This window comes from Pseudomonas putida (assembly GCF_002906855.1).
Lineage (GTDB): Bacteria > Pseudomonadota > Gammaproteobacteria > Pseudomonadales > Pseudomonadaceae > Aquipseudomonas > Aquipseudomonas putida_N.
The window spans coordinates 1,241,970-1,267,049 of sequence record NZ_MINI01000038.1; the positions used below are offsets into that span (position 1 = coordinate 1,241,970).

Here is a 25,080-nt window from a genome sequence, read left to right on the forward strand (position 1 = left end):
GGCTCTGCGGTGGAACAGGGCTCGATTTAAGCGGTTTCTGCTTATGTCGTCAAAGAAGGTTTATCGATCTATATATTTCTTTTGGTTATTGATTGAGGCATCCGGCTTCTTCGCGGGGCAAGCCCGCTCCTACAGGCAAGGTACAGATATCGAAACCTGTGCAGGACCTGTAGGAGCGGGCTTGTCCCGCGAAGAGGCCAGTTGAATCAAAGCAGGTTCAGCGGATAGCTCACGATCAACCGGTTCTCATCGAACGAGTTGGTGCTGAAGTCCCGGCGCATGGTGGAGTTGCGCCACTTCAGCGACAGGTCCTTGAAGGTGCCGGACTGGATCACATAGGCCAGCTCGCTTTCCCGCGCCCATTCCTTGCCGTCGGTCACGCCACCGGCGGTGACATTGTCGCCCTTGATGTAGCGGTTCATCAGGGTCAGGCCGGGAATGCCGACGCTGACGAAGTTGAAGTCGTGGCGTACCTGCCAGGAGCGTTCCTTGGCATTGTCGAAGCTTGAGTTGTAGCTGTCGTTGGCCAGGGTGCCGCCACTGGTGCCGTTGACCCGCAGCCAGGCATTGTCACCGCTGACCTTCTGCAGGCCGACGTAGAAGGTGTTGCCCTTGTAGCGCGCCGACAACATCGCCGAGGCGGTCTTGTTGTCCAGCTGGCCGGCGCGTTCTGCGCCATCTTCCTTGCCCCAGAAGTAGCCCAGGTTGGCACCCAGGGTCCATTCGCCCAACGGCTGGCTGTGCACCAGGTTGAGGTACTGCTGGCGGTAGATGTCTTTGAGCTGGGCGTCCCACAGGCCGATCATGGTGCGCTTGTCGTTGAAGGTGTATTCACCGCCGCCGAAGTTGAAGCGGTCGGATGTGAAGGCCGCGCGGCCGTTGAGCGACATGTCTTCCATGCTGGCGTCGTTGCGCGGGCTGTTGCCGCGGAACTGGCCGGCATACAGGGTCAGGCCCTCGATTTCTTTCGAAGTGACCTGGCCGCCACGGAAGGTCTGCGGCAGCGAGCGGCCGTCGTCCGAGCGCAGAATCGGCAATACCGGCATCCACTCACCGACTTTAAGCTCGGTCTCGGACAGCTTGGCTTTCAATGCCACGCCCAGGCGGCCGAAGTCGTCGGCGGGGCGGCCGTCGTCATGCACTGGCAGCAGCTGGGTGTTGGCGGTGCCTTTGCCGCCATCGAGCTTGATCGAATACAGGCCCAATACGTCGATGCCGAAGCCGACAGTGCCTTGGGTGAAGCCGGAGCGGGCATCGAGGATGAAGCTCTGGGTCCATTCTTCGCCCTTGCCCTGCGGGTAGGCTGGGTCGACGAAGTTGCGGTTGATGTAGAAGTTGCGCAGGTTGAGGCTGGCCTTGGCGTCCTCCATGAACCCGCCATTGTCGGCGGCGTATACAGGCAGGGCGCAGGAAATGGCCAACAGGCCGGGCAGCAGCTGGCGTGCGGGTTGCGAAGTGCTCATCTGTCGTAAATCTCTTGTTTTTATGGGCGAACCTGCGCTGCAGGATGCGGCCTGCTGGCGAGGGTCTTTTGATGAACTTGCGAAGCGTTGCGTGGGGATGGTGCGGGGCTGGGCGGGGGTGAGGCAATTCGCCGCAAACGGTATTGGGCGATAATCGAACGCTATGTTCCACCTGGTTAATTTTGCCCAACAAAAAAAAGCCCAGCGCGAGGCTGGGCTTGAGGCTGTTGCCGGTCGATCAGCCTTTCGGTGCGTCCACCGAAGCTTGCTGGTTGGCCTGGCCAGACTGCTCGTACCAGCCACCGCCAAGCGCCTTGTACAGGTTGACCTCGCTGGTCAGCTGCGAGAGGCGGTCGGTGATCAGCGACTGTTGCGACGAGTACAGGTTGCGCTGTGCATCGAGGAAGGTCAGGTTGCTGTCGATCCCGATGCGGTAGCGGCGTTCGGCCAAGCGGTAGTAGTCCTGGTTCGCCTGCACCAGGTCGCGTTGAGCCTGCAGCTGCTCTTCGAAGGTCTTGCGCGCTGCCAGGCCATCGGAGACTTCCTGGAAGGCGGTCTGGATGGTCTTTTCGTACTTGGCGACGTTGATGTCCTTCTGGATCTTCGAATAGTCCAGGCTGGCCTTCAGGCTGCCAGCGTTGAAGATCGGCAGGTTGATCTGCGGCTGGAACAGCCAGGTGCCCTGGCCGCCCGCGAACAGGTGGCCCATGTCGGGGCTCAGGCTGCCGGCGTTGGCGGTCAGGCTGATGCTTGGGAAGAACGCTGCACGGGCTGCACCGATGTTGGCATTGGCGGCCTTGAGCAGGTGTTCGGCTTCCTGGATGTCCGGGCGACGCTGGAGGATGTCGGACGGCAGGCCGGCCGGCACTTCGGCCAGCTGGTCGGCATTGAGCTCCAGCGGCTTGGCCAGGTCGGCCGGAATGCCGGTACCCAGCAGCACGGTCAGGCTGTTGACGTCCTGGGCGACCAGGCGCTGGTACTGCGAGTACTTGACCCGAGCGCCTTCCACGGCGGTGCGCGACTGGCTGACGTCCAGCGCCGAAGCCACACCGACTTCGTTGCTGCGACGGGTCAGGTTGTAGCTTTCCTCGTAGGTCTTGAGCGTCTCTTCGGTCAGCTTGAACAGCGCCTGGTCGGCTTGCCAGGTGTAGTAGGCGTTGGCCACGCTGGCCACCAGGGCGATCTGCGTGGAACGGCGCGCCTGCTCACTGGACAGGTAGGTTTCCAGGGCCTGCTCGGTCAGGCTGCGGACGCGGCCGAACAGGTCCAGCTCATAGGCGCTGACGCCCAGGGTGGCCGAGTACTGGCTGTTGATGCTGGACTCACCGGTGGTCGACATGTTCGCCGGCACGCGCTGGCGGCTGCCGCTGCCAGTGGCCGAGACCGCCGGGAACAGGTCGGCACGCTGGATACGGTACTGGGCGCGGTAGGCGTCGATATTCAACGCTGCCACACGCAGGTCACGGTTGTTCACCAGCGAGGTCTGGATCAGCTGCTGCAGTGCCGGGTCATGGAAGAACTGGCGCCAGCCCTGTTCGGCGGCGGCCACGTCGGCCGACTGGGTCGGCGAGTACGCAGGGCCTTGCGGCCACTGCGCAGCCACCGGCGATTCCGGGGTCTGATAGTCAGGGATCAGCGAGCAACCGCCGAGAATGAAAGCGGTTACCGCCAGGGACAACAAAGACTTGGTCATTGCCCAGCCTCATAACGTGGAGTTTCAGGGGTGACGTCCTTTTCCGGCTCTTTGCTGCCGAACAGCGACGACACTGCGACGAAGAATAGCGGTACCCAGAAGATTGCCAGCACGGTCGCACTGATCATGCCGCCGATCACGCCGGTGCCGATGGCATGCTGGCTGCCGGCGCCAGCGCCGCTGGCGATGGTCAACGGTACCACGCCGAGGATGAACGCCAGCGAGGTCATGATGATCGGGCGCAGACGCATGCGGCAGGCTTCGATGGCCGCGTCGTACAGGCTGCGGCCTTGCTCGTGCAGTTCCTTGGCGAATTCGACGATCAGGATCGCGTTCTTCGCCGCCAGACCGATGGTGGTCAACAGACCGACCAGGAAGTACACGTCGTTGGACAGCCCGCGCAGGCTGGTGGCGATCAGTGCACCGATAATACCCAGCGGTACTACCAGTACGACGGCGATCGGGATCGACCAGCTTTCGTACAGTGCTGCCAGGCAGAGGAACACGAACAGGACCGAGAGGGCGAACAGTGCCGGCATCTGCGAGCCGGAGAGTTTTTCCTCGTAGGACATGCCAGTCCAGGAGAAGCCGACACCGGCTGGCAATTCACCAGCAATGCGCTCGACTTCGGCCATGGCTTCGCCGGTACTGTAGCCAGGCGCCGGGGCACCGAGGATTTCCATCGCTTCGACGCCGTTGTAACGCGACAGCTTCGGCGAACCGTAGGTCCATTCGCCCTTGGCGAAGGAGGAGAACGGTACCATCTCGCCGGCGCCGTTGCGCACGTACCACTTCTGCAGGTCTTCCGGGCTCATCCGCGAGTTGGGTTCACCCTGGATGTACACCTTCTTGACCCGGCCACGGTCGATGAAGTCGTTGACATAGCTGGCACCCAAGGCAATCGACAGGGTGTTGTTGATGTCGGCAATGGTCACGCCCAGGGCGCTGGCACGTTCGTCATCGATGGTCAGCTGGTACTGCGGTTCATCGTTCAGGCCGTTCGGGCGCACGGCGCTGAGGATCTTGCTTTGCGCGGCCTTGGCCAGGAACTGGTTGCGCGCTTCCATCAGCTTGGCATGGCCGACACCGCCGCGGTCCTGCAGGAACACGTCGAAGCCGGTGGCGTTACCCAGCTCCAGTACCGCAGGCGGGGCGAAGGCGAACACCATCGCATCGCGGAAGGTGAAGAAGTGTTGCTGTGCGCGCTGGGCGAGGTTGAACACGCTGTTCTCGGCCGAACGCTCGTCCCATGGCTTGAGCATGATGAACGCCATACCGGAGCTCTGGCCACGGCCGGCGAAGTTGAAGCCGTTGACGGTGAACACCGACGCTACGGTGTCAGATTCTTCCTTGAGCAGATACTCACGCATCTGGTCGACCACTACCTGGGTACGCTCGGCACTGGAGCCGGCCGGGGTTTGCACCTGGGCGAACAATACGCCCTGGTCTTCTTCAGGCAGGAACGCGGTAGGGATGCGGGCGAACAGCCAGATCATGCCAACCACGATCAGCGCATAGGCCAGCAGGAACGGCACCTTGTTGCGCAGGATCGCGCCAACGCTACGCTCGTAACCGTTTACGCTGCGGTCGAAGTTGCGGTTGAACCAGCCGAAGAAGCCACCTTTGGCGGTGTGGTGCTCGCCTTTTTTCAGCGGCTTGAGCATGGTTGCGCAGAGTGCCGGGGTGAAGATCAGCGCCACCAGCACCGACAGGCCCATGGCCGAAACGATGGTGATGGAGAACTGCCGGTAGATCACACCAGTGGAGCCGCCGAAGAACGCCATGGGCAGCAGTACCGCCGACAGCACCAGGGCGATACCCACCAGGGCGCCCTGGATCTGGCCCATGGAGCGCTTGGTCGCCTCCTTGGGTGGTAGGCCCTCTTCGGACATCACCCGCTCGACGTTCTCCACCACGACGATGGCGTCGTCCACCAGCAAGCCGATGGCCAGGACCATGGCGAACATGGTCAGGGTGTTGATGCTGAAGCCCGCAGCGGCAAGGATGCCGAAGGTACCCAGCAACACCACCGGGACGGTCATGGTAGTGATGATGGTGGCGCGGAAGTTCTGCAGGAACAGGTACATCACCAGGAACACCAGGACCACGGCTTCGATCAGGGTGTGGATCACGCCGCTGATCGATTCGGTGACCACCGGGGTGGTGTCATACGGGAATACCGCTTTCACCCCAGGCGGGAAGAACGGTTCCAGGTCGGAAATGGTCTTGCGCAGGGCCTTGGCGGTGTCCAGGGCGTTGGCGCCGGTGGCCAGTTTTACGGCCAGGCCGGAAGCCGGCTTGCCGTTGAACTGCGCGCTGACCGCGTAGTTTTCGCCGCCCAGGCCGACCTGGGCAACATCGCCCAGACGCACCTGCGAACCGTCGGTGTTGACCTTGAGCAGGATCTTCTCGAACTGCTCGGCGGTCTGCAGGCGGGTCTTGCCGATGATGGTGGCGTTCAGCTGGGTACCCGGCATGGCGGGCAGGCCGCCGAGCTGGCCGGAAGACACCTGCACGTTCTGCGCGGCAACCGCGGTCTTGACGTCGACCGGGGTCAGCTGGAACTTGTTCAGCTTGGCCGGATCGAGCCAGATACGCATGGCGTACTGCGCACCGAACACCTGGAAGTCACCTACACCGGCAGTCCGCGAAATCGGGTCCTGCATGTTGGAGACGATATAGTTGGCCAAGTCGTCCTTGGTCATGCTGCCGTCTTCAGACACCAGGCCGATCACCAGCAGGAAGTTCTTCACTGCCTTGGTGACACGGATACCTTGCTGCTGCACTTCTTGCGGCAGCAGTGGGGTGGCCAGGTTCAGCTTGTTCTGCACCTGGACCTGGGCGGTGTCAGGGTTGGTACCCTGCTCGAAGGTGGCGGTAATGGTCATGCTGCCGTCGGAGTTACTTTCCGACGACACATAACGCAGGTTGTCGATACCGTTGAGCTGCTGCTCGATGACCTGCACCACGGTGTCCTGCACGGTCTGCGCCGAGGCGCCCGGGTAGGTCACGGCGATGGCGATGGCCGGCGGCGCGATGCTCGGGTACTGGTTGATCGGCAGTTTCAGGATCGACAAGGCGCCGACCAGCATGATCACCAAGGCGATCACCCAGGCGAAGATCGGGCGATCGATAAAGAACTTCGACATGGTTTACTCCGCTTTGGCGTCTGCTTTGGCCGCGTTGGCCTGATCAGGGCTGCCGGGCTTCTTGACGTTGGTGGCATCGCTGACCTTGACCTCGACGCCAGGGCGTACGTACTGCAGGCCTTCGGTGATCAGGCGGTCGCCCGGGTTCAAGCCGTCCTCGATCAGCCAGTCGCTGCCCAGGGTACGGCTGGCCTTGAGCTGGCGCAGTTCGACCTTGTTCTCCTGGTTGACCACCAGTGCGGTCGGCGCGCCCTTGAGGTCGCGGGTCACGCCCTGTTGCGGGGCCAGGATGGCGTTGGCGTTGACCCCGGCCTTGAGCCGCGCATGCACGAACATGCCAGGCAGCAGGGTGTGATCAGGGTTGGGGAAGAGCGCACGCAGGGTCACCGAGCCGGTGGTCTCGTCGACCGCGACTTCGGAGAACTCCAGGCGGCCTTCCTGTTTGAACAGGCTGCCGTCTTCCAGCACCAGCTGCACCGAGGCGGCGTTTTCGCCGGCCTTCTGCAGCTGGCCGCTTTCCAGGTCACGGCGCAGCTTGAGCAGCTCGGCGGTGGACTGGGTGACGTCGACGTAGATCGGGTCGAGCTGCTGGATGGTGGCCATGGCGTTGCTCTGGCCGTTGCTCACCAGCGCACCTTCGGTGACCGAAGAGCGCCCGATGCGGCCGCTGATCGGCGCCAGCACCTTGGTGTAACGCAGGTCGATCTGCGCGCTTTTCAGCGAAGCTTCGGCTTGCAATCGTTTGGCACTGGCATCGTCGTATTCCTGTTTCGATACCGCCTGCTCGTTGACCAGCTGCTTGTAGCGCTCGGCCAGCGACTTGGTGGATTGCAGGTTCGCCTGGGCGTTGGCCAAGGTGGCCTCGTACACGGCAGGGTCGATCTGATACAGCTGCTGGCCTTCCTTGACCTCGCTGCCTTCCTTGAACAGGCGCTTGAGGATGATGCCATTGACCTGCGGGCGCACTTCGGCGACGCGGAAGGCGCTGGTGCGCCCCGGCAATTCCGAAGTCAGGGTGAAGGACTGCGGTTGCAAGGTGACGACGCCGACCAGAGGAGCCTGCGCTGCGGGCGCGGCTTCTTCTTTCTTACAGCCACTTAGCAGGGTTGCCAGGGCGACGGCGGAAACCAGAGCGGTAACGGCTGGCTTGAATTGCATGAGGATCCTCGGGTCGCAAGAGCAGGGAGATGCTCAAGAGTAATGGAAGAGTCTTGTCAGAAAAAACTATCCGGTGGATAAGTAGCTTACTAACGAATATACTTACATTCACGGTTGTTTGTAAATACCGCTGGGTAGTACTTGGTGACTACCGCAGCCCTTGATTAGCCCATCCGGGAGGCACCCTGCAGAGGTGAACCCGGCGGTTTTCCCGCCTGCACAGCGCAGCGGGTCCAGATGAGGTTGCACTGCCATGGTCCGTCGAACCAAAGAAGAAGCCCAGGAGACCCGTGCCCAGATCATTGAGGCAGCGGAAAAGGCCTTCTATAAGCGCGGGGTTGCGCGAACCACACTGGCCGACATCGCCGAGCTGGCGGGCGTGACCCGGGGGGCGATCTACTGGCACTTCAACAACAAGGCGGAGCTGGTGCAGGCGCTGCTCGACAGCCTGCATGAAACCCATGACCACCTGGCGCGGGCCAGTGAAAGCGAAGACGAACTGGACCCGCTCGGCTGCATGCGCAAGCTGTTGCTGCAGGTGCTCAACGAGCTGGTGCTGGACGCCCGTACCCGGCGTATCAATGAAATCCTGCATCACAAGTGCGAGTTCACCGATGACATGTGTGAAATTCGCCAGCAGCGCCAAGGTGCGGTGCTGGACTGCCATGTGGGCATTGACCTGGCACTTGCCAATGCCGTTCGCCGTGGTCAGTTGCCGGCGGAGCTGGATGTCGGGCGCGCTTCCGTCGCCTTGTTCGCCTATATCGATGGCCTGATCGGGCGCTGGTTGCTGCTACCGGACAGCTTCGATCTACTGCGCGACGCGGAAAAATGGGTCGACACAGGGCTGGATATGCTGCGCTTGAGCCCCGCGCTACGCAAATGACACTTTGTTAAGGATTGTGAGGGAGTGTTTCCCTCATGTATTAAGTGAGTATTAATGCAGGCCTTAACGGCCGCGCAATTGCCGGTCCGGCAGCGCCAAGGCCGCCAGCAGTCCCAGTAAGGCAGTGCCCGCGCTGTCCAGCAACAACTGGCGGAACGTTTCCAGCAATTTCATCTGCGTGTGTGGATCCGCCTCACCTGCCTTCAGGCTCCCCAGCAGCGGGTTGCCCAGCAATTCGAAACCACCTTGTTGCAGCAGCGCCAGCAACAGGCTGGACATGCACGCCACACCCATGGCCCCGCCGAGTGAGCGGAACAGGTTGGTAGTACTGGTGGCCACACCAATATCCTTGCTTTCTACCGCGCTCTGCGTGCCCACCAGCGAGGTCGGGAACTGCAGGCCACAGGCGATGCCGGTCAGCAGCATGAACACGGCACTGAGCAGGCCAGACTGCGGTGGGGTGATGGCCATGGCGAAGATCGCCACGGGCATCAGTACGGCGCCCGCCAGAATCTGTGGTTTGAAGCGCCCGGTGCGGCTGGTCATGCGGCCACCGGTGTAGGCGCCCAAGGGCAGGCCCATGACCAGCGGCAGCAGGTGCAGCGCGGCGCTGTCGGCACCAGCACCAGTAATGCCCTGGTAGCGCAGCGGTATCAGCATGGTCAGCGAAATCGACTGGAAGCTGGCGAAGAAGATCACACCCCAGCACAGCACGGCCACCCGGTTGCCGAACAGGCCCATGGGCAGCAGTGGTTCCTGGCAGCGCCGCTCATGGCCAATGAACAGGCTCAGGCCAAGCAAGGCGCAGGCGAACAGGGTCAGCACCGCGGGTGCGCTCCACGGCTGGCCTTGGCCGACCAGCGTGATGCCCAGCAGCAGACTGCCCAGGCCGAGGATCATCAGCACCGCGCCGAGGTAATCGACCCGGGCCTGACGGTGCTGCACCGGCATGCCGGCCAGGGCGCGACGGATCGCCCACAGCGCGACCAGGCCCAGCGGCAGGTTGATCCAGAACACCCAGCGCCAGGACAGGTACTCGGTCAGCCAGCCGCCGAGCACTGGCCCGGCCACGCTCGCCACGGCGTACATGCTGCTGAAGTAGCCCTGGTAACGGCCGCGTTCACGCGGTGGCACGAAATCGCCGATGATCGCCTGGCTCACCGACACCATGCCGCCGGCACCAATGCCTTGCAGTACGCGCGCCATGACCAGTTGCTGCATGTCCTGGGCCAGGGCGCAGGCGATCGAGGCCAGGGTGAACAGGCTGATACCGGTGAGGATCATGCGTCGCCGGCCATACAGGTCGCCGAGCTTGCCGTAGATCGGCACGGCCACGGTCATCGCCACCATGTAGCCGGATATCACCCAGGCCAGCAGGCCGACATCGTTGAACTGGGCCGAGATGGCCGGCAGGGAGACGGCGACGATGGTCTGGTCGAGGGCACCGAGGAAGATCGCCAGCATCAGGGCGGTCAACACGTTGCGCAGCACGGTCGGGGGCAGGGCGGCAGTCACGGAGGTACCTTGTCTGGAAGGGCGACGCGAATAGCGGGAGTGTAACCCGAGTTAGGTAGCTTCCTATGTACTATCTGCATCGCCTATGCAAGATCGGCATTGGCGCATTCATCCGGAGCTGCATGGCCGCGTGATATCGTTGGTATGCCACAGGGGCTGTAAGCCGCGGCCTGCACCAGCCTGGTGCAACATTATGCCGCAGGGTTTGTACGCCGCTGTCTCCCACACCTTTTATTCCTCTGCCTGCATGTCGAGCATGACCGCCCAGATGGCGACGGTTGGAACAGGTCAGGTAGACCCGATTCAGGGGTCGGTAGCAACCGTTCAATTTCTACATATATAAGCGGAGTGATCATGCCCAAGGCTTCCCATCAAGATCTGCGTTTTGCCTTCCGCGAGCTGCTCGCTTCAGGCTCCTGCTATCACACCGCCTCCGTGTTCGATCCGATGTCGGCACGCATCGCTGCCGACCTGGGATTTGAAGTCGGCATCCTCGGCGGTTCGGTGGCTTCGTTGCAGGTGCTGGCCGCACCGGACTTCGCCCTGATCACCTTGAGCGAATTCGTCGAGCAGGCCACCCGCATTGGCCGCGTGGCGCAACTGCCGGTGCTCGCCGATGCGGACCACGGTTATGGCAATGCGCTCAACGTCATGCGCACTGTCATCGAACTGGAGCGCGCCGGTGTCGCTGCGCTGACCATCGAAGACACCCTGTTGCCTGCCCAATTCGGGCGCAAGTCCACTGACCTGATTTCGGTCGAGGAGGGCGTGGGCAAGATCCGTGCGGCCCTGGAAGCGCGTGTCGACTCGTCGCTGTCGATCATCGCCCGGACCAATGCCGGCGTGCTCACCACCGAAGAAATCATCGTCCGCACCCAGAGCTACCAGAAGGCCGGTGCCGACGGTATCTGCATGGTCGGGGTGAAGGATTTCGAGCAGCTGGAAAAGATTGCCGAGCACCTGACCGTGCCGCTGATGCTGGTGACCTACGCCAACCCCAACCTGCGTGACGACGAGCGCCTCGCTCGCCTGGGCGTGCGTATCGTGGTCGATGGCCATGCCGCCTACTTCGCCGCGATCAAGGCCACCTATGACTGCCTGCGCCTGCAGCGCGGCCAGCAGAACAAGTCCGAGAACCTCAGCGCCACCGAGCTCTCGCACACCTACACCCAGCCCGAGGATTACATTCGCTGGGCCAAGGAGTACATGAGCGTCGAGGAGTGATTGGCGTGGCGCCAATCAACTAACGGACGGCACTCAAGGTTGCGGTGTGGGGCACGCAGTGTTCCTGCTCGCAACGGTTGGCCGCACTGGGCTGGTTGCGTAGCAGTTCGGCGCGCCAGCAGGCCGAGCCATACAGCGCCGCGACCGCGGTCAGGGCCATGACCAGGGCGACTCTTCTGGACTTGATGCCCATGGTGCTCACCTCCTGTTACTGCACAGGTGACACTCTAAGCATAGTCAATACAAATCCCGGTCCCACTCCGGTTCGTCCTTGAACCGCTGCACCAGAAAATCCAGCATGCTGCGCAAGGTCGCCGGCATATGCTTGCGCGAGGTGTAGACCGCGTTCAGGTTCAGCTCCCGTGGCCGCGCTTCCGGCAGCAGCCGCACCAGGGCGCCGCTGCGCAGGGCCGTAGCCGCCTGGTAGGTTGGCAGCATGGCGATGCCGGCACCTGCCAGTGTTGCGTTCTGCAGTGTCATGACCTCGTTGGCGCTGATGTTGCCTTGCACCGGCACGGCGATCTGTTGGCCGCCCACCTCGAAATACCACAGGCTGTGGCCGAAATAGGCATGGGTCAGGCAGTTGTGCAGGCTCAGTTCCTCGACCCGCTGCGGCGTGCCGTGCTCGCGCAGGTAGGCGGGCGTTGCACAGATCACCGAGCGGCACACGGTCAAGCGCCTGGCAATCAGGTTCGGGTCCAGATCGTTGCTGGTGCGGATTGCCAGGTCGATACGCTCGTCCACCAGGTTGACCGTGCGATCGAGCATCTGCAGTTCAACCTTCACGCCTGGGTAGCGCCGCACATACTCGGCGACCGCATCGGCCAGCTGCGCCTGGCCAAACGACGTACTGACGCTGATGCGCAGGGCACCTTTAGGCGCATCTTGCGGTTGTTGCACGGCGGCCTGCAGGTCGCCGGCCAGGTCCAGCAACTGCCGGCAGCGGGGCAGGATTTCCTGGCCGGCGGCAGTCAGGCTGAGCTTGCGCGTGGTGCGCTGCATCAGCCGTGCGCCGACCCACTCCTCCAGCTCGGCGAGGTAGCGCGACACCACGGGGCGCGACAGCTGCAGGTGGTCTGCCGCTGCCGACTGGCTGCCCAGGTCGACGACGGTGACGAAAACGCGCATGGCGTTGAGACGGTCCATGATTTGCCCGATTTCAGAAACAAACTATGTCTGAGCATCGCATTTTTTGTCATGGATCAGGCAACTAAGCTGTTGCCCATCGTTCATCTCGCAGGAATCACCATGTCGCTCTTCACTCCCTTGCGTAGCCTGCTGCTGGCCTGCATCACCCTGGCCGGCCCGGCACTGGCCGCCGAGCCGTTGCAGCTCGAGGTATACAACCCAGGGCATCAGGCCATTTTCCCGGTCAGCTCGGTGATCGTCAGTGGCGAGAAAGAGGCCATCCTGGTCGATGCGCAGTTCGGCAAGGCCCAGGCCGAGCAACTGGTGCAGCGCCTGCAGGCCAGCGGCAAGCGCCTGACCACCATCTACATCAGCCACGGCGACCCGGATTACTACTTCGGCCTGGACACCGTGACCCAGGCCTTCCCCGACGCCAAGGTATTCGCCTCGGCAGCCACGCTGGCCCATATCCGCCAGACCATGGACGCCAAGCTGGCGTACTGGGGACCACAGATGGGCACGGACAAACCGGCACGGCTGGTGCTACCGAAGGTGTTGCACGGCCACAGCCTGATGCTGGAAGGGCAGTCGCTGGAGGTTGTCGGCCTGGATGGCCCGCAACCGGATCGCAGTTTCGTCTGGATTCCGTCGATCAGGGCAGTGGTCGGTGGTGTCGTGGTTGCGCAGAACATCCACGTGTGGATGGCCGACACCCAGACGGCCAAGTCCCACGCCGACTGGCTTGCCACCCTGGCGAAGATCGAGGCCTTGGCCCCGCGTACGGTGGTGCCTGGCCATTACCTGGGCCAGAGCGACCACTCACTCGACGCCGTGCGCTTCACGGCGGGTTACATCCGTGCGTTCGATGCCGAAACGGCGAGGGCGAAGGATAGCGGCGCGTTGATTGAGGCGATGAAACAGCGCTACCCCGCGCTTGCTGATGAGAGTTCGCTGGAGCTCGGCGCGAAGGTCGCCAAGGGCGAAATGAAGTGGTAATTCCGTTCAACTGACAGGAGCATTTTCGATGAGCAAGATCGCAATCATTGGGGCCACCGGCCGTGCCGGCAGCCAATTGCTGGAAGAAGCCCTGCGTCGCGGCCACAGCGTGGTGGCCATCGCCCGTGACCCATCGCAGTTGCAGGGGCGCGACGGTGTAACCACCCAGGCATTGGATGCCAAGGACAGTGCAGCCCTGCAGCAGGCGGTCGCAGGTGTCGACGCGGTGCTCAGTGCAGCGCATTTCTCGACCCTCGAGCCCCACGCAATCATCGAGCCGGTCAAGCGCGCCGGGGTCAAGCGCCTGCTGGTGGTGGGCGGTGCAGGCAGCCTGCTGCTGCCTTCCGGGCACCGGGTGATCGACAGCCCGGACTTCCCGGAGGCCTACAAGGCCGAGGCCAGTGCCGGGGTGCGTTTTCTCGATGTGCTGCGCCAGGAGCCGACACTGGACTGGACCTTCCTCTCGCCATCGGCGGAGTTCGTCGAAGGCGAGCGCAGCGGGCACTACAAACTGGGCAAGGACCATCTTCTGATCGGTGCAGATGGCAAAAGCACGATCACCTTTGCCGACTTTGCCATTGCCATGCTCGATGAGCTGGAGAAACCGGCGCACTCGCGCCAGCGCTTCACTGTCGGTTACTGAGGCGTCTGCGCTCATGGACTGGCCTGGCTTTCCAGCCAGTCCATGAGCTCGCCCAGGCCTGGCGGAAGGCTCTTCGCCTGGCTCACCAGGTAATAACCTTTACCGGTCTGTACCTTCAGCGTAAACGGCATGCACAGCCGCCCCCCGCGCAAGTCATCACCGATCAGCGCCCAGTCGCCAATCGCCACCCCGGTTCCCTGCGATGCCATGGCCATCGCCATGTCCAACGTTTCGAAATGCTGCTTCGGCCCCTGTGCTTCCAGCACCACGCCTGCTGCCTGCAGCCACAGCCGCCAGTCATGTTCATCCCGAGAGGGATGCAGCAGCATGTGCCGGGCCAGATCCTGGATCTGCTGCAGAGCGACTGCCCCGTTCAACAGCGAAGGCGCACACACCGGTGTCAGTTGCTCGTCGAACAGCTTGCGCACCAGCAGGCCATGGTTCGGCGCAGCGCCATAGACTACGGCGGCATCGAACCCCTCACGGCGAAAGTCCACCCCGTGCTGCACCGTGGTGGTCAACTCGACCGGCACGTCGGGTCGCAGCGCCTGCCACTCCATCAGCCGCGGCAGCAGCCAACGCATCACGCAGGTCGGAGCCTTGAGCTGCAAGGTGGCGCTGCGCCCGCCGACCTCGCGCACGCCTTGTTCGATAAGGCCGAAGATCTGCTGGACCCGAGGCAGCCAGTCTTGGCCCTCGCGGGTCAGGCTCAGGCCGCGAGCCTGGCGCTGGAACAAGGCGTAGCCCAGGTGCTCCTCGAGCCCGGCAATCTGCCTGCTGACGGCGCCTTGGGTGATGTGCAGCTGCTGTGCGGCACGGGTGAAATTGCAGTACTGCGCGGTGACCAGAAAGGTGTGCAGGGCGGGCAGGGGCGGTAGCCGTTTCATTGCGCTGAGCCATGATTACAGGACATGGCTAGTATGTGTTTTTTTGCATTGTGGCGGTAGCCATGCCTTGGGTCCAATGGGCGCAGATTGCAACAAGATTCTCCCCAACAAGATCTTAGGTGAAACCCCATGGCAACCTGCGGCGAAGTATTGGTCAAACTCCTTGAAGGCTATGGCGTGGACCATGTCTTCGGCATTCCCGGCGTACATACCGTGGAGCTCTACCGTGGCCTGGCGGGCTCGTCGATCCGCCACATCACCCCGCGCCACGAGCAGGGCGCCGGGTTCATGGCTGACGGCTATGCGCGTACCCGTGGCAAGCCAGGCGTGTGCTTCATCATCACCGGCCCCGGGATGACCAACATCACCACCGCCATGGGCCAGGCCTATGCCGATTCGATCCCGATGCTGGTGATTTCTAGCGTGCAGTCGCGCGATCAGCTGGGCGGCGGCCGCGGCAAGCTGCACGAGCTGCCCAACCAGGCAGCGCTGGTGTCGGGCGTGGCGGCGTTCTCGCAGACGCTGATGAGCGCCGATGACCTGCCGCAGGTGCTGGGTCGCGCCTTTGCCGTGTTCGATGGCGCCCGCCCGCGCCCGGTGCATATCGAGATCCCGCTGGACGTGCTGGTCGAGCCCGCCGACCATCTGCTGCCTGGCCGCCCTGTACGCAGTGCCCGCGCAGGTGCCTCGCCCCAGGCCGTAGCTGCCATGGCCGAGCGCCTGGCCAATGCTCGCCGACCGCTGATCCTGGCCGGTGGTGGCGCACTGGCTGCGGGTGCACCGCTGGCGCTGCTGGCTGAGCACTTGCAGGCGCCGGTGGCACTGACCATCAATGCCAAAGGCCTGCTGCCAGCCAGCCACCCGCTGCAGATCGGTTCGACCCAATCGCTGGTCGTCACCCGTGAGCTGGTGGAAGAGGCCGATGTGGTGCTGGCGATCGGCACCGAACTGGCCGAGACCGACTATGACGTGACCTTCAAGGGCGGTTTCAAGATTCCCGGCAGCCTGCTGCGCATCGACATCGACCCGGACCAGACCGTGCGCAACTACCTGCCGGAGCTGGCGCTGGTGGCGGATGCCGAGCTGGCCGCGCAATCCCTGCTCGAGGCCTTGCGTCAGCTACCCGCACCGGTGCGTGCCGAGGGCTGGGGCGTTGCTCGCGCGCAGCGCCTGCGCGACGCGTTGGCAACGGGCTGGGACCAGCCGACGCTGAGCCAGACACGCCTGCTGAACAGCATTCTGCAAAGCCTGCCCAACGCCATTCTGGTCGGTGACTCGACCCAGCCGGTTTACACCGGCAACCTGACCCTGGACATGGATCAGCCGCGCCGCTGGTTCAATGCTTCGACCGGCTACGGTACTTTGGGCTATGCATTGCCAGCGGCGATGGGCGCCTGGTTGGGCAGCGCCGAGCAAGCGGCCGAGCGTGCGCCAGCGGTCTGCCTGATTGGCGATGGCGGCATGCAGTTCACCCTGCCGGAACTGGCCAGCGCGGTAGAGGCGCAGGTGCCGATGATCGTGCTGCTGTGGAATAACCAGGGTTACGAGGAGATCAAGAAGTACATGGTCAACCGGGCGATCGAGCCGGTCGGCGTGGACATTCATACCCCGGACTTCATCGGCGTGGCGCGGGCGTTGGGCGCCGACGCGGAGCATGTTGCCGATGTCGAGCAACTGCAGGCTGCGCTGGGACGGGCGGTGGAGCGCAAGGGGCCGACCTTGATCCAGGTCGACCAGAACCAGTGGCAGGCGGCAGTAGCGGGCTAGTTCAGCCCGCACTGGCCCGCAACCGCGCCACATCTCGGATCGGCGGTGCGCCATACAGCCGGCTGTACTCGCGGCTGAACTGCGACGGGCTTTCGTACCCCACCCGATAGCCCGCCACCGCCGCTTCCAGGCCGTCGTTGAGCATCAGCCGCCGCGCCTCCTGCAGGCGCAGTTGCTTCTGGTATTGCAGCGGGCTCATGGAGGTCACGGCTTTGAAGCGGTGATGCAAGGTCGAGGTGCTGAGGTTGACCTCGCGGGCCAGGTCCTCGATGCGCAGCGGCTGCTGATAGTTCTGGTTGAGCCAGGTGATGGCCTGGCACACCCGGTGGGTCTGACTGTTGGCCAAGGCGATTTCGTACAGACGATAACCCTGCGGCCCACGCAGCAGGCGGTAGAGAATCTCGCGACGAATCAGCGGCGCCAGCATGCCGATGTCGCGCGGTGAATCCAGCAAGCGGACCAGCCGCAACAGCGCGTCGAGCAGTTGCGGGTCGGTGCGTTCTACATACAGGCCACGGCCGGAGGGCAGGTTGGGCACCAGCATCGGCCCGCTCTCGGCGATCAGCTGGCTTATTTCGGCTGGGTCGAGGTCCATGCGGATACCCAGGCTTGGGTTCTCCGGGCTGGCGTCCAGCTTGACACCGCTCAGCGGCAAGGTCACCGATACCACCATGTAATGCAACGGGTCGTAGGCGTATTGTTCGTCGCCGAGGAACAGGCTTTTGCTGCCCTGCGCCAGGATGCACAGCGCCGGTTGAGCCAAGGTCGGCACCGAACGGACGTTCTCGGTATAGCGCACCAGATACAGGTCGTCGATGGCCGAGACGGGGCCATGGGGCTCGCCGGCGTGCTTGCGGATCAACGCGGCCAGTTCCTGGCGTTGCACTTCCAGGGTCGGGTCGATGGACGGGGCGGTGGTCATGATGGCTTTCCTCTGCTGACCGACGCAGCATAGGTTTGGGCAATGACAGGCGCTAGTCGAAAGCTGCACGTCGATTGCCTGATCCTGTCGCGCTGCAGGATCAGGCAATCGGCGAGCAGTAATGGCCTAACGCGTCGCGCGCGCCAGCCCCTAACCTTGGCAGCCTGGTTTATCGGCCCGCCTGCTTCAAGGAGATCGTGCAATGACCCTACGACAACCGGTCACCCATCTGGCTTTCATCCGTGCCAGCAGCGGTCGCTCCGCAGAACTCGGCGCGCGCCTGCGCGACCTGCTGGAGCCGTCCTTGCGCACCCCGGGCTGCCTGAGCTTCACCGTGCAGCGCTCCCAGGCCGACGCCGACCTGTGGCTGCTCAGCGGCAGTTGGCAGGATCAACAGGCGATGAGCGGTTACTTCGCCTCGCCCACCCTCAATGTGTTCGGCGAGCTGGTTCAGGCGCAAGTCGTCAGCAGTCTCGACTTGCATACCTTCGATTGAAACACGGTTAGAATGCCGCCCCTCGATTAACAGGCGGATGGCAACATGGCACGTAGAGAATTCCCGCATTTCGAAGCGGTTTCGGCGATGGTCCCGGTGGAAGGCGGTGGCTATAACGCCGCCATCGCGGTCAAGGCCATGGGCATGGGCGGCGCGCCGCGTTTCCACAAGGTCCTCGACGAGCAAGTGTTCAAAAGCGCCGTGGCGGCTGACGAAGCCGCCTGCGCCGAGCTTGCACGCCTGCAGGGCGTGGGCGAGGAAGGCGAACTGATCTGGTGATCAGGCCTTTGGGCGAGCCATTTTGAACAGGTTGCCCAACTCGAAGTAATCCGCCGGGCCACCACCACGCAGGATCGGCTCGGCGGCAGCGGTATCGTAGATACCGTTCTTCAGCAGGTGCTCGGCAATGTGCACCGCCACCACCTCTCCCAGAATCAGCCAGCTGGGCACCAGTTCCTGATCGGCGCGTTTGAGCTGGACGATCTGGCTCACCTTGCACTCGAAGGCCACCGGCGTTTCGCCTACGCGTGGCACCTTGACGATATTCGATGGCACCGCAGTCAGGCCGCTCAGCTCGAATTCGTTGACATCCGCGGCGACGGCCGCGCAGCTCTGGTTCATCTGCTCGGCCAGTGGCCGGCTCGCCAGGTTCCAGACGAATTCGCCGGTCTGCTCGATGTTGTTCAGGCTGTCTTTGCGCCCGACGCTGCAGAAACCGATGATTGGTGGAATGTAGTTGAAGGCGTTGAAGAAGCTGTACGGCGCAAGGTTCAGCTGGCCGTCCTGGTTCTGCGAGGAGATCCAGCCGATGGGGCGCGGGCCGACGATGGCGTTGAACGGGTCGTGGGGCAGGCCGTGGCCTTTGGCGGGTTCGTAGTAGTACATCTGTCAGCATCCTGGAAACGAGGTGCTTAGTGTGCCAAGCCTTAGTCCGCCTGAAAATGATCAAGCCCGGCGCGAGGCCGGGCTGGTAGCGCGCAACAGGGATCAGCTGAGGCGGTGGGCGTTGGTGTGGTCGTAGCCGTCTTCGGCGAAGCGTTGGGCGTTGGTGTGGTCGAAGCCATCTTCGGCGAAGCGCTGAGCGCCGGTGTGATCGAAACCATCCTCAGCGAAGCGTTGTGCACCGGTGTGGTCGAAGCCGTCTTCGGCGTAGCTGGCCGATTGAGTCTGGGCGGCGGCGAAAGTGTGGGCGTTGGTGCGGTCGAAACCATCTTCGGCGAATGCGCCAGCAGCGAAGACCGAGAGGGCCAGGGTGAGGATCAGTTTGCTTTTCATGGTCATTGCTCCTTTGGGTGCGAGAGGTTGTTTGTTTCTATGGGTTTAATGCTACTCCGATTAATTTGATTAAAAAGCGCAAAAAATAGTCTCTAAAAATCGAATTAATAGATAAATATGGTCGAGCGCTGTGTCTTCCAGCGGGTGCCGATGCTTCTTCGTGAGGTGCTTCAAACCCAAGGCGAGCGCAATGCTTCACCAGCCATTGCAGATTGGAGGAGCAGGATTAATAGGTGGTTAAGAACGAAAAATCTTAATTTGTAACTGCGTATGACGCTTTTTTCATATATCGCCAACCGATTTTTCAGGCTCTGCTCAGCACCATCGCCGCACTCAATTCCGGAGCGGCAAACAATGAACAAACTTCCGCAAATCACCCTGGCCTTCTGGGTCATGAAGATCTGCGCCACCACCCTTGGCGAAACAGCCGGTGATCTGCTGTCGATGACCCTCAACGTTGGCTATGCCGTCAGCTCGATGGTGCTGATCAGCGTGTTCCTGGTGACCCTGTTCGGCCAGCTGTTTTCGCGCCGCTATCACCCGATGCTGTATTGGCTGGTAATCCTATCCACCAGCACGGCCGGGACCACTATGTCCGACTTCATGGACCGCACCCTGGGCCTGGGCTATGCCGCAGGTTCGGCAATCCTGATCGGTATCTTGCTGCTGACCTTCCTGGTCTGGCGCCTGAGCGGCAACCCGCTTGACGTCACCCGCATCAAGAATCGCACCGGTGAAATCTTCTACTGGGTCGCCATCCTGTTCTCCAACACCCTGGGCACAGCGCTGGGCGACTATCTGGCGGACGACTCTGGGCTGGGTTTTGCCGGTGGTGCACTGCTGATCGGCAGCGCCATCGCCGTGGTAGTGCTCGCCCGTTACTGGACGCGCATCCCGGGTGTGGTGCTGTTCTGGGTGGCGTTCGTGCTGACCCGTCCGTTCGGTGCAACGCTGGGTGACTTCCTGACCAAACCGCACGAGAAAGGCGGCCTGGACTTCGGCACCATCGGTTCTTCCGCTGTGCTGGGTGGCGTGCTGCTGGTGATGGTGCTTATGGCGAACTGGTACCAGCGCCGTGAGCCGCGTCAGGTGCTGGAGATGTCCTGAAGCAAGAAAGGGCGCCCTTGATGGGGCGCCCTTTTTCTATGCGGTTGTCACAATCAGTCAGTAGTAATCCGCGAATGCTGCTTGGTGTCCTTCATGGTCGCATACACCAGCAGCGAGCAGGCGATGCACGCCGTGACGTACCAGTAGAAGCCGCTTTCCATGCCGACGCTCTTGAACCACAGGGCCACGTACTCGGCGGTGCCGCCGAAGATCGACACGGTCAGCGCGTACGGCAGGCCGACGCCCAGGGCGCGGATTTCGGTAGGGAACAGCTCGGCCTTCACCACTGCGTTGATCGAGGTGTAGCCGCTGACGATGATCAGCGCCGCCATGATCAGGAAGAACGCACCCCACCAGCTCTGGATGGTGTGCAGGGTGCTGAGGATCGGTACGGTGAACAGGGTGCCGAGCACGCCGAAGGCGATCAGGATCGGGCGACGGCCGATCTTGTCGGACAGGCCTCCGATGACCGGCTGCAGGCACATGAACAGGAACAGCGTGGCCGCCGAGATGGTGGTCGAATCGCTGATGCTCATGCCCACGGTGTTGACCAGGTACTTCTGCATGTAGGTGGTGTAGGTGTAGAAGGCCAGGGTGCCGCCCATGGTCAGGCCGACCACGGTCATCAGCTCCTTAGGGTGGCGCATGAGGGTGCGCATCAGGCTTTCCTTGGCCTTTTCCTTCTTGGTGAAAGAGGCGGTTTCTTCCATGCCGCGGCGCAGGTACAGGGCAACCACTGCGCACAGCGCACCGATCACGAAGGGCACACGCCAGCCCCAGGCGTAAAGCTGCTCGGTGGTCAGGGTCTGCTGCAGGATGATTAGTACTGCAAGGGCGATGAGCTGGCCGGAAATCAGCGTCACGTACTGGAAGCTGGAGAAGAAGCCACGGCGGTCCTTGCTGGCCATTTCGCTGAGGTAGGTGGCCGAGGTGCCGTATTCGCCGCCCACCGACAGGCCCTGCATCAGGCGTGCGATGACCAGCAGGACCGGCGCGGCAACGCCGATGGTTTCATAGCCTGGGGTCAGAGCGATCACCAGGGAGCCGGCGCACATCAGCAGCACCGAAGCCATCAGCGCGGCCTTGCGGCCCTTGCGGTCGGCGTACAGACCCATCAGCCAGCCACCGATCGGGCGCATCAGGAAGCCCACGGCGAAGATCGCGGCGGTGTTGAGCAGTTGTGCGGTGGAGTCGCCGGCAGGGAAGAAGGCCTTGGCGAAGTACAGCGAGAATGCGGCGTAGACGTACCAGTCGTACCATTCGACCATGTTGCCGATGGAACCGCTGAAGATCGACTTGAGGCGGCTGGCGGTGGTTTTTTCAGCGGCGGGCGTGACGGCCGCCCCGGCTGGCAGGGAGGTGGCGTTATCCATCAGGGATACCTTCTCGTTGTTTTTGTGGAGCGCGCCGAAGCGCAGCTTGCCAGGGCAATTGCAGAAGGTGTGCCAAATGGGTGCGTAACGATCCAAATGGGGGCGTTGCAGCGTCACGGGAACCGCGAGTTACCTGGCGCGGCGCAGTTCTCTGGGGGGCGGGCGTGCCCGAGAAAAGCTGCACAGCAGCCCCGAAATCTCGCAGGAATAAGCGGATTTTCGCCTATCAAGGTCCGTCGATAAGCGGATTTTCGCCTATTCCCGCTCGACGAATGCCTCGCGGACCAAACCATGGCGCTGCATCTTTTCGTTCAGCGTGCGCCGAGGCAGCTGCAAGGCCTCCATCACCGCCTTGATCTCCCCCGCATGCTGGCGCAAAGCAGCGCGCAGGCACTGGGCCTCGAACGCTTCCATCTGCTCAGCCAACGACTGCCCGGCAGGCGCTACCTCGATGTTCGGCGAGCCCAACCCCAGTGCATGCCGCTCCGCCGCATTGGCGAGCTCACGCACATTGCCCGGCCAGTCATGGGACAGCAGCTGCGCCAGTTGCGCACCGCTCAATGCTGGCGCCGTGCGCCCCAGCTTGGTCGCGGCCGCACGGGCGAAATGCTCGAACAGCAGCGGGATATCCTCACGCCGTTCACGCAGCGGCGCCAGGCACAGTTCCGCCACGTTCAGGCGATAGGCCAAATCCTCGCGAAAGCGCCCGGCGCGAGCCTCTTCGAGCAAATTGGGCTTGGTGGCGGCAATGATGCGCAGGTCGACGCTGATGCTCTGGTTGGCCCCCAGTCGCTCCAGCTTCTGCTCCTGGATCACCCGCAGCAGCTTGGCCTGCTGGGCCAGTGGCATGCTCTCGATCTCGTCGAGGAACACCGTACCGCCGTTGGCGTATTCCAACTTGCCGATGCGTTTGCCCTGGGCGCCAGTGAAGGCACCGCTTTCGTGGCCGAACAGTTCGGCTTCGAACAGTGCTTCAGGGATGGCCGCACAGTTGAGCGCGACGAACGGCCTGTCGGCACGCGGGCCAAAGTCGTGCAGGCAGCGCGCCACGCGCTCCTTGCCGCTGCCGGTTTCGCCGCGGATCAGCACGTTCACTGGCAGGTTGGCCAGGTCCAGCACCTGTCGGCGTAGCTGCTGCAAACCTTGCGACATGCCGAGCAGGGTCGTTTCCAGGCGCGACTTGAGGTCAGCCTGTTCATGCAGACGGCGGTTCTCCAGGACCAGCTGGCGTTTCTCCAGGGCGCGGCGCAGGCTGCCCAGCAAGTGCTGCGGGGTGAAGGGCTTTTCGAGGAAGTCGTAGGCGCCGTTGCGCATGGCCTCGACCGCCATCGGCACATCGCCATGGCCGGTCAGCAGGATCACCGGCAGGTCCGGGTCATCCGCCTGCAGGCGTTCGAGCAGTTGCAGGCCACCCATGCCCGGCATGCGTACGTCGCTGATGATCACCCCGGCAAAGTGCGCGGGCAGCTGGGCCAGGCAGTCTTCGGCGCGAGCGAACAGTTGCACGCTGAAGCCCGACAGGCTCAGCCATTGCTCGACCGCAGTGCGGATGCTGGCCTCATCATCGACGACGATCACTGAATTCAACATACAGGCTCCAGGTCACGGGGCAGGGTCAGGTTCAAGCGGGCGCCGCCCGGCAGGTTCTCGGCGTGCAGCTGGCCGCCGGCTTCGACGATGATGCCATAGGAAATCGCCAGGCCCAGGCCCAGGCCTTCGCCCACCGGCTTGGTGGTGAAGAAGGGGTCGAAGACCTTGGCCAGGTCCGCATCGGCAATGCCGCCGCCGGAGTCCAGCACGCTCAGGCGCCACTGCGCGTGGTCCGGTTCGATGCGTACCTCCAGGCGCTTGTAGCGTTTGTCGGCCATGGCGTCGAGGGCGTTGCGCAGCAGGTTGATCAATACCTGCTCAAGGCGGATCGCATCGCCCCGGACCCAGGCCGGGCGGGCCAGGTACAGGGCCACTTCGACTTCCTCGCTGCGAATGCGGGTGTCCAGCAGGTGCAGGGCCTGGTCGACCACGGTGGCTAGGTCGAGGCGTTCGCGCAGGCCGACCGGGCTGTTGCGGGCGAAGGTCTTCAGGTGGCTGGTCAGTGCGGCCATGCGCGCGAGCATCTGCTCCAGCGGCTCGAGGGCCTTGCGCGCATCGTCGTAGCGGCCGTGGTCGAGCAGCAGCCGCAGGGTCTCCAGTTGCATGCGCTGGGTAGTCAGCGGCTGGTTGATCTCGTGGGCCATGGCCGCCGACATCTGTCCCAGCGCGGCCAGCTTGGCCGACTGCACCAGGCCTTCCTGGGCGGTGTGCAGCTCGCGGGTGCGTTCCTCGACCTGGCGCTTGAGCTCTTCGCGGCTGCGCTGGCGCAGGCGGGCCAGGCGCAGGCGCTGGCTGACGAACAGTGCGGCGAATACCAGGCTCAGCCACACGGCGGCGGCGCCCAGTGCAGCGTTGCGGCCAGCGGCTTCGACCTGGGGTTTGCGCAGCAGGTGCAAGGTCCAGTCCTCGCCCTCCAGCGGCAGGCTTTCCCAGAGGTATTCGACGGCGCCATCTGGGCCCTGCACGCGGCTCAGGTGACTGTTGCTGGCGAAGCGGGTCAGTATCTGGTGCTGAAGCGGCACCAGCGGCTGTTTGTCGTACTGGCGGGTTTCGGCCAGTTCGGCGCGGTCGGCGCCGCTGAGTGGCTTGAGTTCGCGGTAGCGCCAGCCTTCCTGGTTGGCGATGAAGGTGATGCCGCGGGCGTCACTGACCAGCAGGATGTCGTTGCCTTGGCGCCATTCGCGTTCGAGTTCAGGGAACTCCAGCTTGACCACCATGGCGCCGAGGAAGCGCCCCTGTTCATCGCTGACGGCACTGGCGAGGAAATAGCCCGGCACGCCGCTGGTCACGCCCACTGCGTAGAAGCGGCCACTGCCCTGGCTGCGGGTCTGCTTGAAGTAGGGGCGAAAACCATAGTTGGAACCCACGTAGGTGGTCGGCAGGCGCCAGTTGCTGGCAGCCACGGCCAGCCCGGTGCGGTCGAGCAGCTCCAGGGTCGAGGAGTTGGCGGCGCCGTTGATGCGCTCGAGTTTGAGGTTGAGCGTGTGCTGCATCTGTTCGCTGACCGGACCGCGCAGGGCTTCGATCAGTTCCGGGTCCAGCGCCAGCACAGCGGGCAGGGCACGGTAGCGATCGATCAGGGTGTGCAGGGCGTTGGCGTACAGTACCAACTGCTGGCTGGCGCGGCGGGCGTCGTCCTGCATGGCTTGTCGCTTGGCCTGGTGCATGGCCCAGCCGGCACTGAGGGCGGTGCCGAGTACGATCAGCAGAGTGATCAGCCCCAGACGCAGGGCGCGAAAGGAAAAGGGCATGGGGCGGATCCGGGTGATGGGATATCAGGACCGGCCTCTTCGCGGGTAAACCCGCTC

22 protein-coding genes are annotated in these 25,080 nt (G+C 63.2%); 8 read left to right on the forward strand and 14 right to left on the reverse strand.

What is annotated here, in order from left to right; translation table 11 throughout:
• Positions 1-206 precede the first annotated feature (206 nt).
• The 4 genes from BGP85_RS18395 to ttgA form a co-directional block, all read right to left on the reverse strand.
• On the reverse strand, positions 207-1,463 hold the full coding sequence (locus BGP85_RS18395; protein WP_103449319.1) for an OprD family porin: 1,257 nt from the start codon (positions 1,461-1,463) through the stop codon (positions 207-209).
• Between the two features lie 238 nt (positions 1,464-1,701).
• The gene (locus BGP85_RS18400; RefSeq protein ID WP_103449320.1) at positions 1,702-3,156 is read right to left on the reverse strand and encodes an AdeC/AdeK/OprM family multidrug efflux complex outer membrane factor; all 1,455 of its coding nucleotides are present in this window, start codon (positions 3,154-3,156) and stop codon (positions 1,702-1,704) included.
• Complete coding sequence (ttgB, locus tag BGP85_RS18405; RefSeq protein WP_103449321.1) at positions 3,153-6,305, reverse strand: multidrug efflux RND transporter permease subunit TtgB; 3,153 nt, start codon at positions 6,303-6,305, stop codon at positions 3,153-3,155. Before ttgB ends, BGP85_RS18400 begins: the two co-directional genes overlap by 4 nt.
• 3 nt (positions 6,306-6,308) lie before the next feature.
• Entirely contained in the window at positions 6,309-7,463 is a 1,155-nt protein-coding gene (gene ttgA, locus BGP85_RS18410) for a toluene efflux RND transporter periplasmic adaptor subunit TtgA (protein ID WP_103449322.1), read from the reverse strand.
• A gap of 253 nt (positions 7,464-7,716) precedes the next feature.
• Between ttgA and ttgR the strand changes: the two genes are divergently transcribed.
• Positions 7,717-8,349 carry an efflux transport transcriptional regulator TtgR gene (gene ttgR, locus BGP85_RS18415; RefSeq protein ID WP_103449323.1) on the forward strand — a complete coding sequence of 211 codons (633 nt, stop codon included), beginning with the start codon at positions 7,717-7,719 and terminating at the stop codon, positions 8,347-8,349.
• Positions 8,350-8,412: 63 nt separating this feature from the next.
• Here the strand turns inward: ttgR and BGP85_RS18420 are convergent, their stop codons facing one another.
• Complete coding sequence (locus tag BGP85_RS18420) at positions 8,413-9,864, reverse strand: MDR family MFS transporter (RefSeq protein WP_103449324.1); 1,452 nt, start codon at positions 9,862-9,864, stop codon at positions 8,413-8,415.
• 354 nt (positions 9,865-10,218) lie between these two features.
• On the opposite strand from BGP85_RS18420, the gene BGP85_RS18425 reads away from it, so the two are divergent.
• On the forward strand, positions 10,219-11,088 hold the full coding sequence (locus BGP85_RS18425; protein ID WP_103449325.1) for an isocitrate lyase/PEP mutase family protein: 870 nt from the start codon (positions 10,219-10,221) through the stop codon (positions 11,086-11,088).
• 19 nt (positions 11,089-11,107) lie between these two features.
• On the opposite strand, the gene BGP85_RS28935 is transcribed toward BGP85_RS18425, so the two are convergent.
• Both BGP85_RS28935 and BGP85_RS18430 read right to left on the reverse strand, forming a co-directional pair.
• Complete coding sequence (locus BGP85_RS28935; RefSeq protein WP_181004540.1) at positions 11,108-11,281, reverse strand: hypothetical protein; 174 nt, start codon at positions 11,279-11,281, stop codon at positions 11,108-11,110.
• A gap of 44 nt (positions 11,282-11,325) precedes the next feature.
• On the reverse strand, positions 11,326-12,234 hold the full coding sequence (locus BGP85_RS18430) for a LysR family transcriptional regulator (RefSeq protein WP_103449326.1): 909 nt from the start codon (positions 12,232-12,234) through the stop codon (positions 11,326-11,328).
• 102 nt (positions 12,235-12,336) lie between these two features.
• Between BGP85_RS18430 and BGP85_RS18435 the strand changes: the two genes are divergently transcribed.
• Together BGP85_RS18435 and BGP85_RS18440 are read left to right on the forward strand one after the other, a co-directional pair.
• Complete coding sequence (locus BGP85_RS18435; RefSeq protein WP_103449327.1) at positions 12,337-13,212, forward strand: MBL fold metallo-hydrolase; 876 nt, start codon at positions 12,337-12,339, stop codon at positions 13,210-13,212.
• 28 nt (positions 13,213-13,240) lie between these two features.
• The gene (locus BGP85_RS18440) at positions 13,241-13,855 is read left to right on the forward strand and encodes an NAD(P)-dependent oxidoreductase (protein ID WP_103449328.1); all 615 of its coding nucleotides are present in this window, start codon (positions 13,241-13,243) and stop codon (positions 13,853-13,855) included.
• 11 nt (positions 13,856-13,866) lie between these two features.
• Here the strand turns inward: BGP85_RS18440 and BGP85_RS18445 are convergent, their stop codons facing one another.
• The gene (locus BGP85_RS18445) at positions 13,867-14,742 is read right to left on the reverse strand and encodes a LysR substrate-binding domain-containing protein (protein WP_103449329.1); all 876 of its coding nucleotides are present in this window, start codon (positions 14,740-14,742) and stop codon (positions 13,867-13,869) included.
• 129 nt (positions 14,743-14,871) lie between these two features.
• Here BGP85_RS18445 and BGP85_RS18450 point away from each other — a divergent pair, with 129 nt between their 5' ends.
• Positions 14,872-16,509: a 5-guanidino-2-oxopentanoate decarboxylase gene (locus tag BGP85_RS18450; protein WP_103449330.1), complete on the forward strand. Its 1,638-nt coding sequence runs from the start codon at positions 14,872-14,874 to the stop codon at positions 16,507-16,509.
• Position 16,510: 1 nt separating this feature from the next.
• Here the strand turns inward: BGP85_RS18450 and BGP85_RS18455 are convergent, their stop codons facing one another.
• Positions 16,511-17,431: an AraC family transcriptional regulator gene (locus tag BGP85_RS18455; protein ID WP_103449331.1), complete on the reverse strand. Its 921-nt coding sequence runs from the start codon at positions 17,429-17,431 to the stop codon at positions 16,511-16,513.
• Between the two features lie 202 nt (positions 17,432-17,633).
• Here BGP85_RS18455 and BGP85_RS18460 point away from each other — a divergent pair, with 202 nt between their 5' ends.
• Together BGP85_RS18460 and BGP85_RS18465 are read left to right on the forward strand one after the other, a co-directional pair.
• The gene (locus BGP85_RS18460) at positions 17,634-17,927 is read left to right on the forward strand and encodes a putative quinol monooxygenase (RefSeq protein WP_103449332.1); all 294 of its coding nucleotides are present in this window, start codon (positions 17,634-17,636) and stop codon (positions 17,925-17,927) included.
• A 45-nt stretch (positions 17,928-17,972) separates the two neighbouring features.
• Positions 17,973-18,206 carry a hypothetical protein gene (locus tag BGP85_RS18465; RefSeq protein WP_103449333.1) on the forward strand — a complete coding sequence of 78 codons (234 nt, stop codon included), beginning with the start codon at positions 17,973-17,975 and terminating at the stop codon, positions 18,204-18,206.
• Here the strand turns inward: BGP85_RS18465 and BGP85_RS18470 are convergent, their stop codons facing one another.
• Positions 18,207-18,812, reverse strand: a complete 606-nt coding sequence (locus BGP85_RS18470; RefSeq protein WP_103449334.1) for a flavin reductase family protein — start codon at positions 18,810-18,812, stop codon at positions 18,207-18,209. It abuts the gene before it with no gap.
• Between the two features lie 102 nt (positions 18,813-18,914).
• Entirely contained in the window at positions 18,915-19,202 is a 288-nt protein-coding gene (locus tag BGP85_RS18475) for a hypothetical protein (RefSeq protein ID WP_103449335.1), read from the reverse strand.
• Between the two features lie 354 nt (positions 19,203-19,556).
• Between BGP85_RS18475 and BGP85_RS18480 the strand changes: the two genes are divergently transcribed.
• A complete protein-coding gene (locus BGP85_RS18480) occupies positions 19,557-20,309 on the forward strand; it encodes a COG4705 family protein (protein WP_103449336.1) in 753 nt (250 codons plus the stop codon).
• A gap of 53 nt (positions 20,310-20,362) precedes the next feature.
• Here BGP85_RS18480 and BGP85_RS18485 read toward each other — a convergent pair whose 3' ends face one another.
• The 3 genes from BGP85_RS18485 to BGP85_RS18495 form a co-directional block, all read right to left on the reverse strand.
• Positions 20,363-21,682: an MFS transporter gene (locus BGP85_RS18485; RefSeq protein WP_103449882.1), complete on the reverse strand. Its 1,320-nt coding sequence runs from the start codon at positions 21,680-21,682 to the stop codon at positions 20,363-20,365.
• Between the two features lie 255 nt (positions 21,683-21,937).
• Positions 21,938-23,272, reverse strand: coding sequence for a sigma-54-dependent transcriptional regulator (locus BGP85_RS18490; protein ID WP_103449337.1), 1,335 nt, complete (start codon positions 23,270-23,272; stop codon positions 21,938-21,940).
• Positions 23,266-25,023 (reverse strand): ATP-binding protein, encoded by a 1,758-nt coding sequence (locus tag BGP85_RS18495; RefSeq protein ID WP_103449338.1) that lies wholly within the window; start codon positions 25,021-25,023, stop codon positions 23,266-23,268. The genes BGP85_RS18490 and BGP85_RS18495 overlap by 7 nt, the downstream gene beginning before the upstream one ends.
• Positions 25,024-25,080 lie beyond the last annotated feature (57 nt).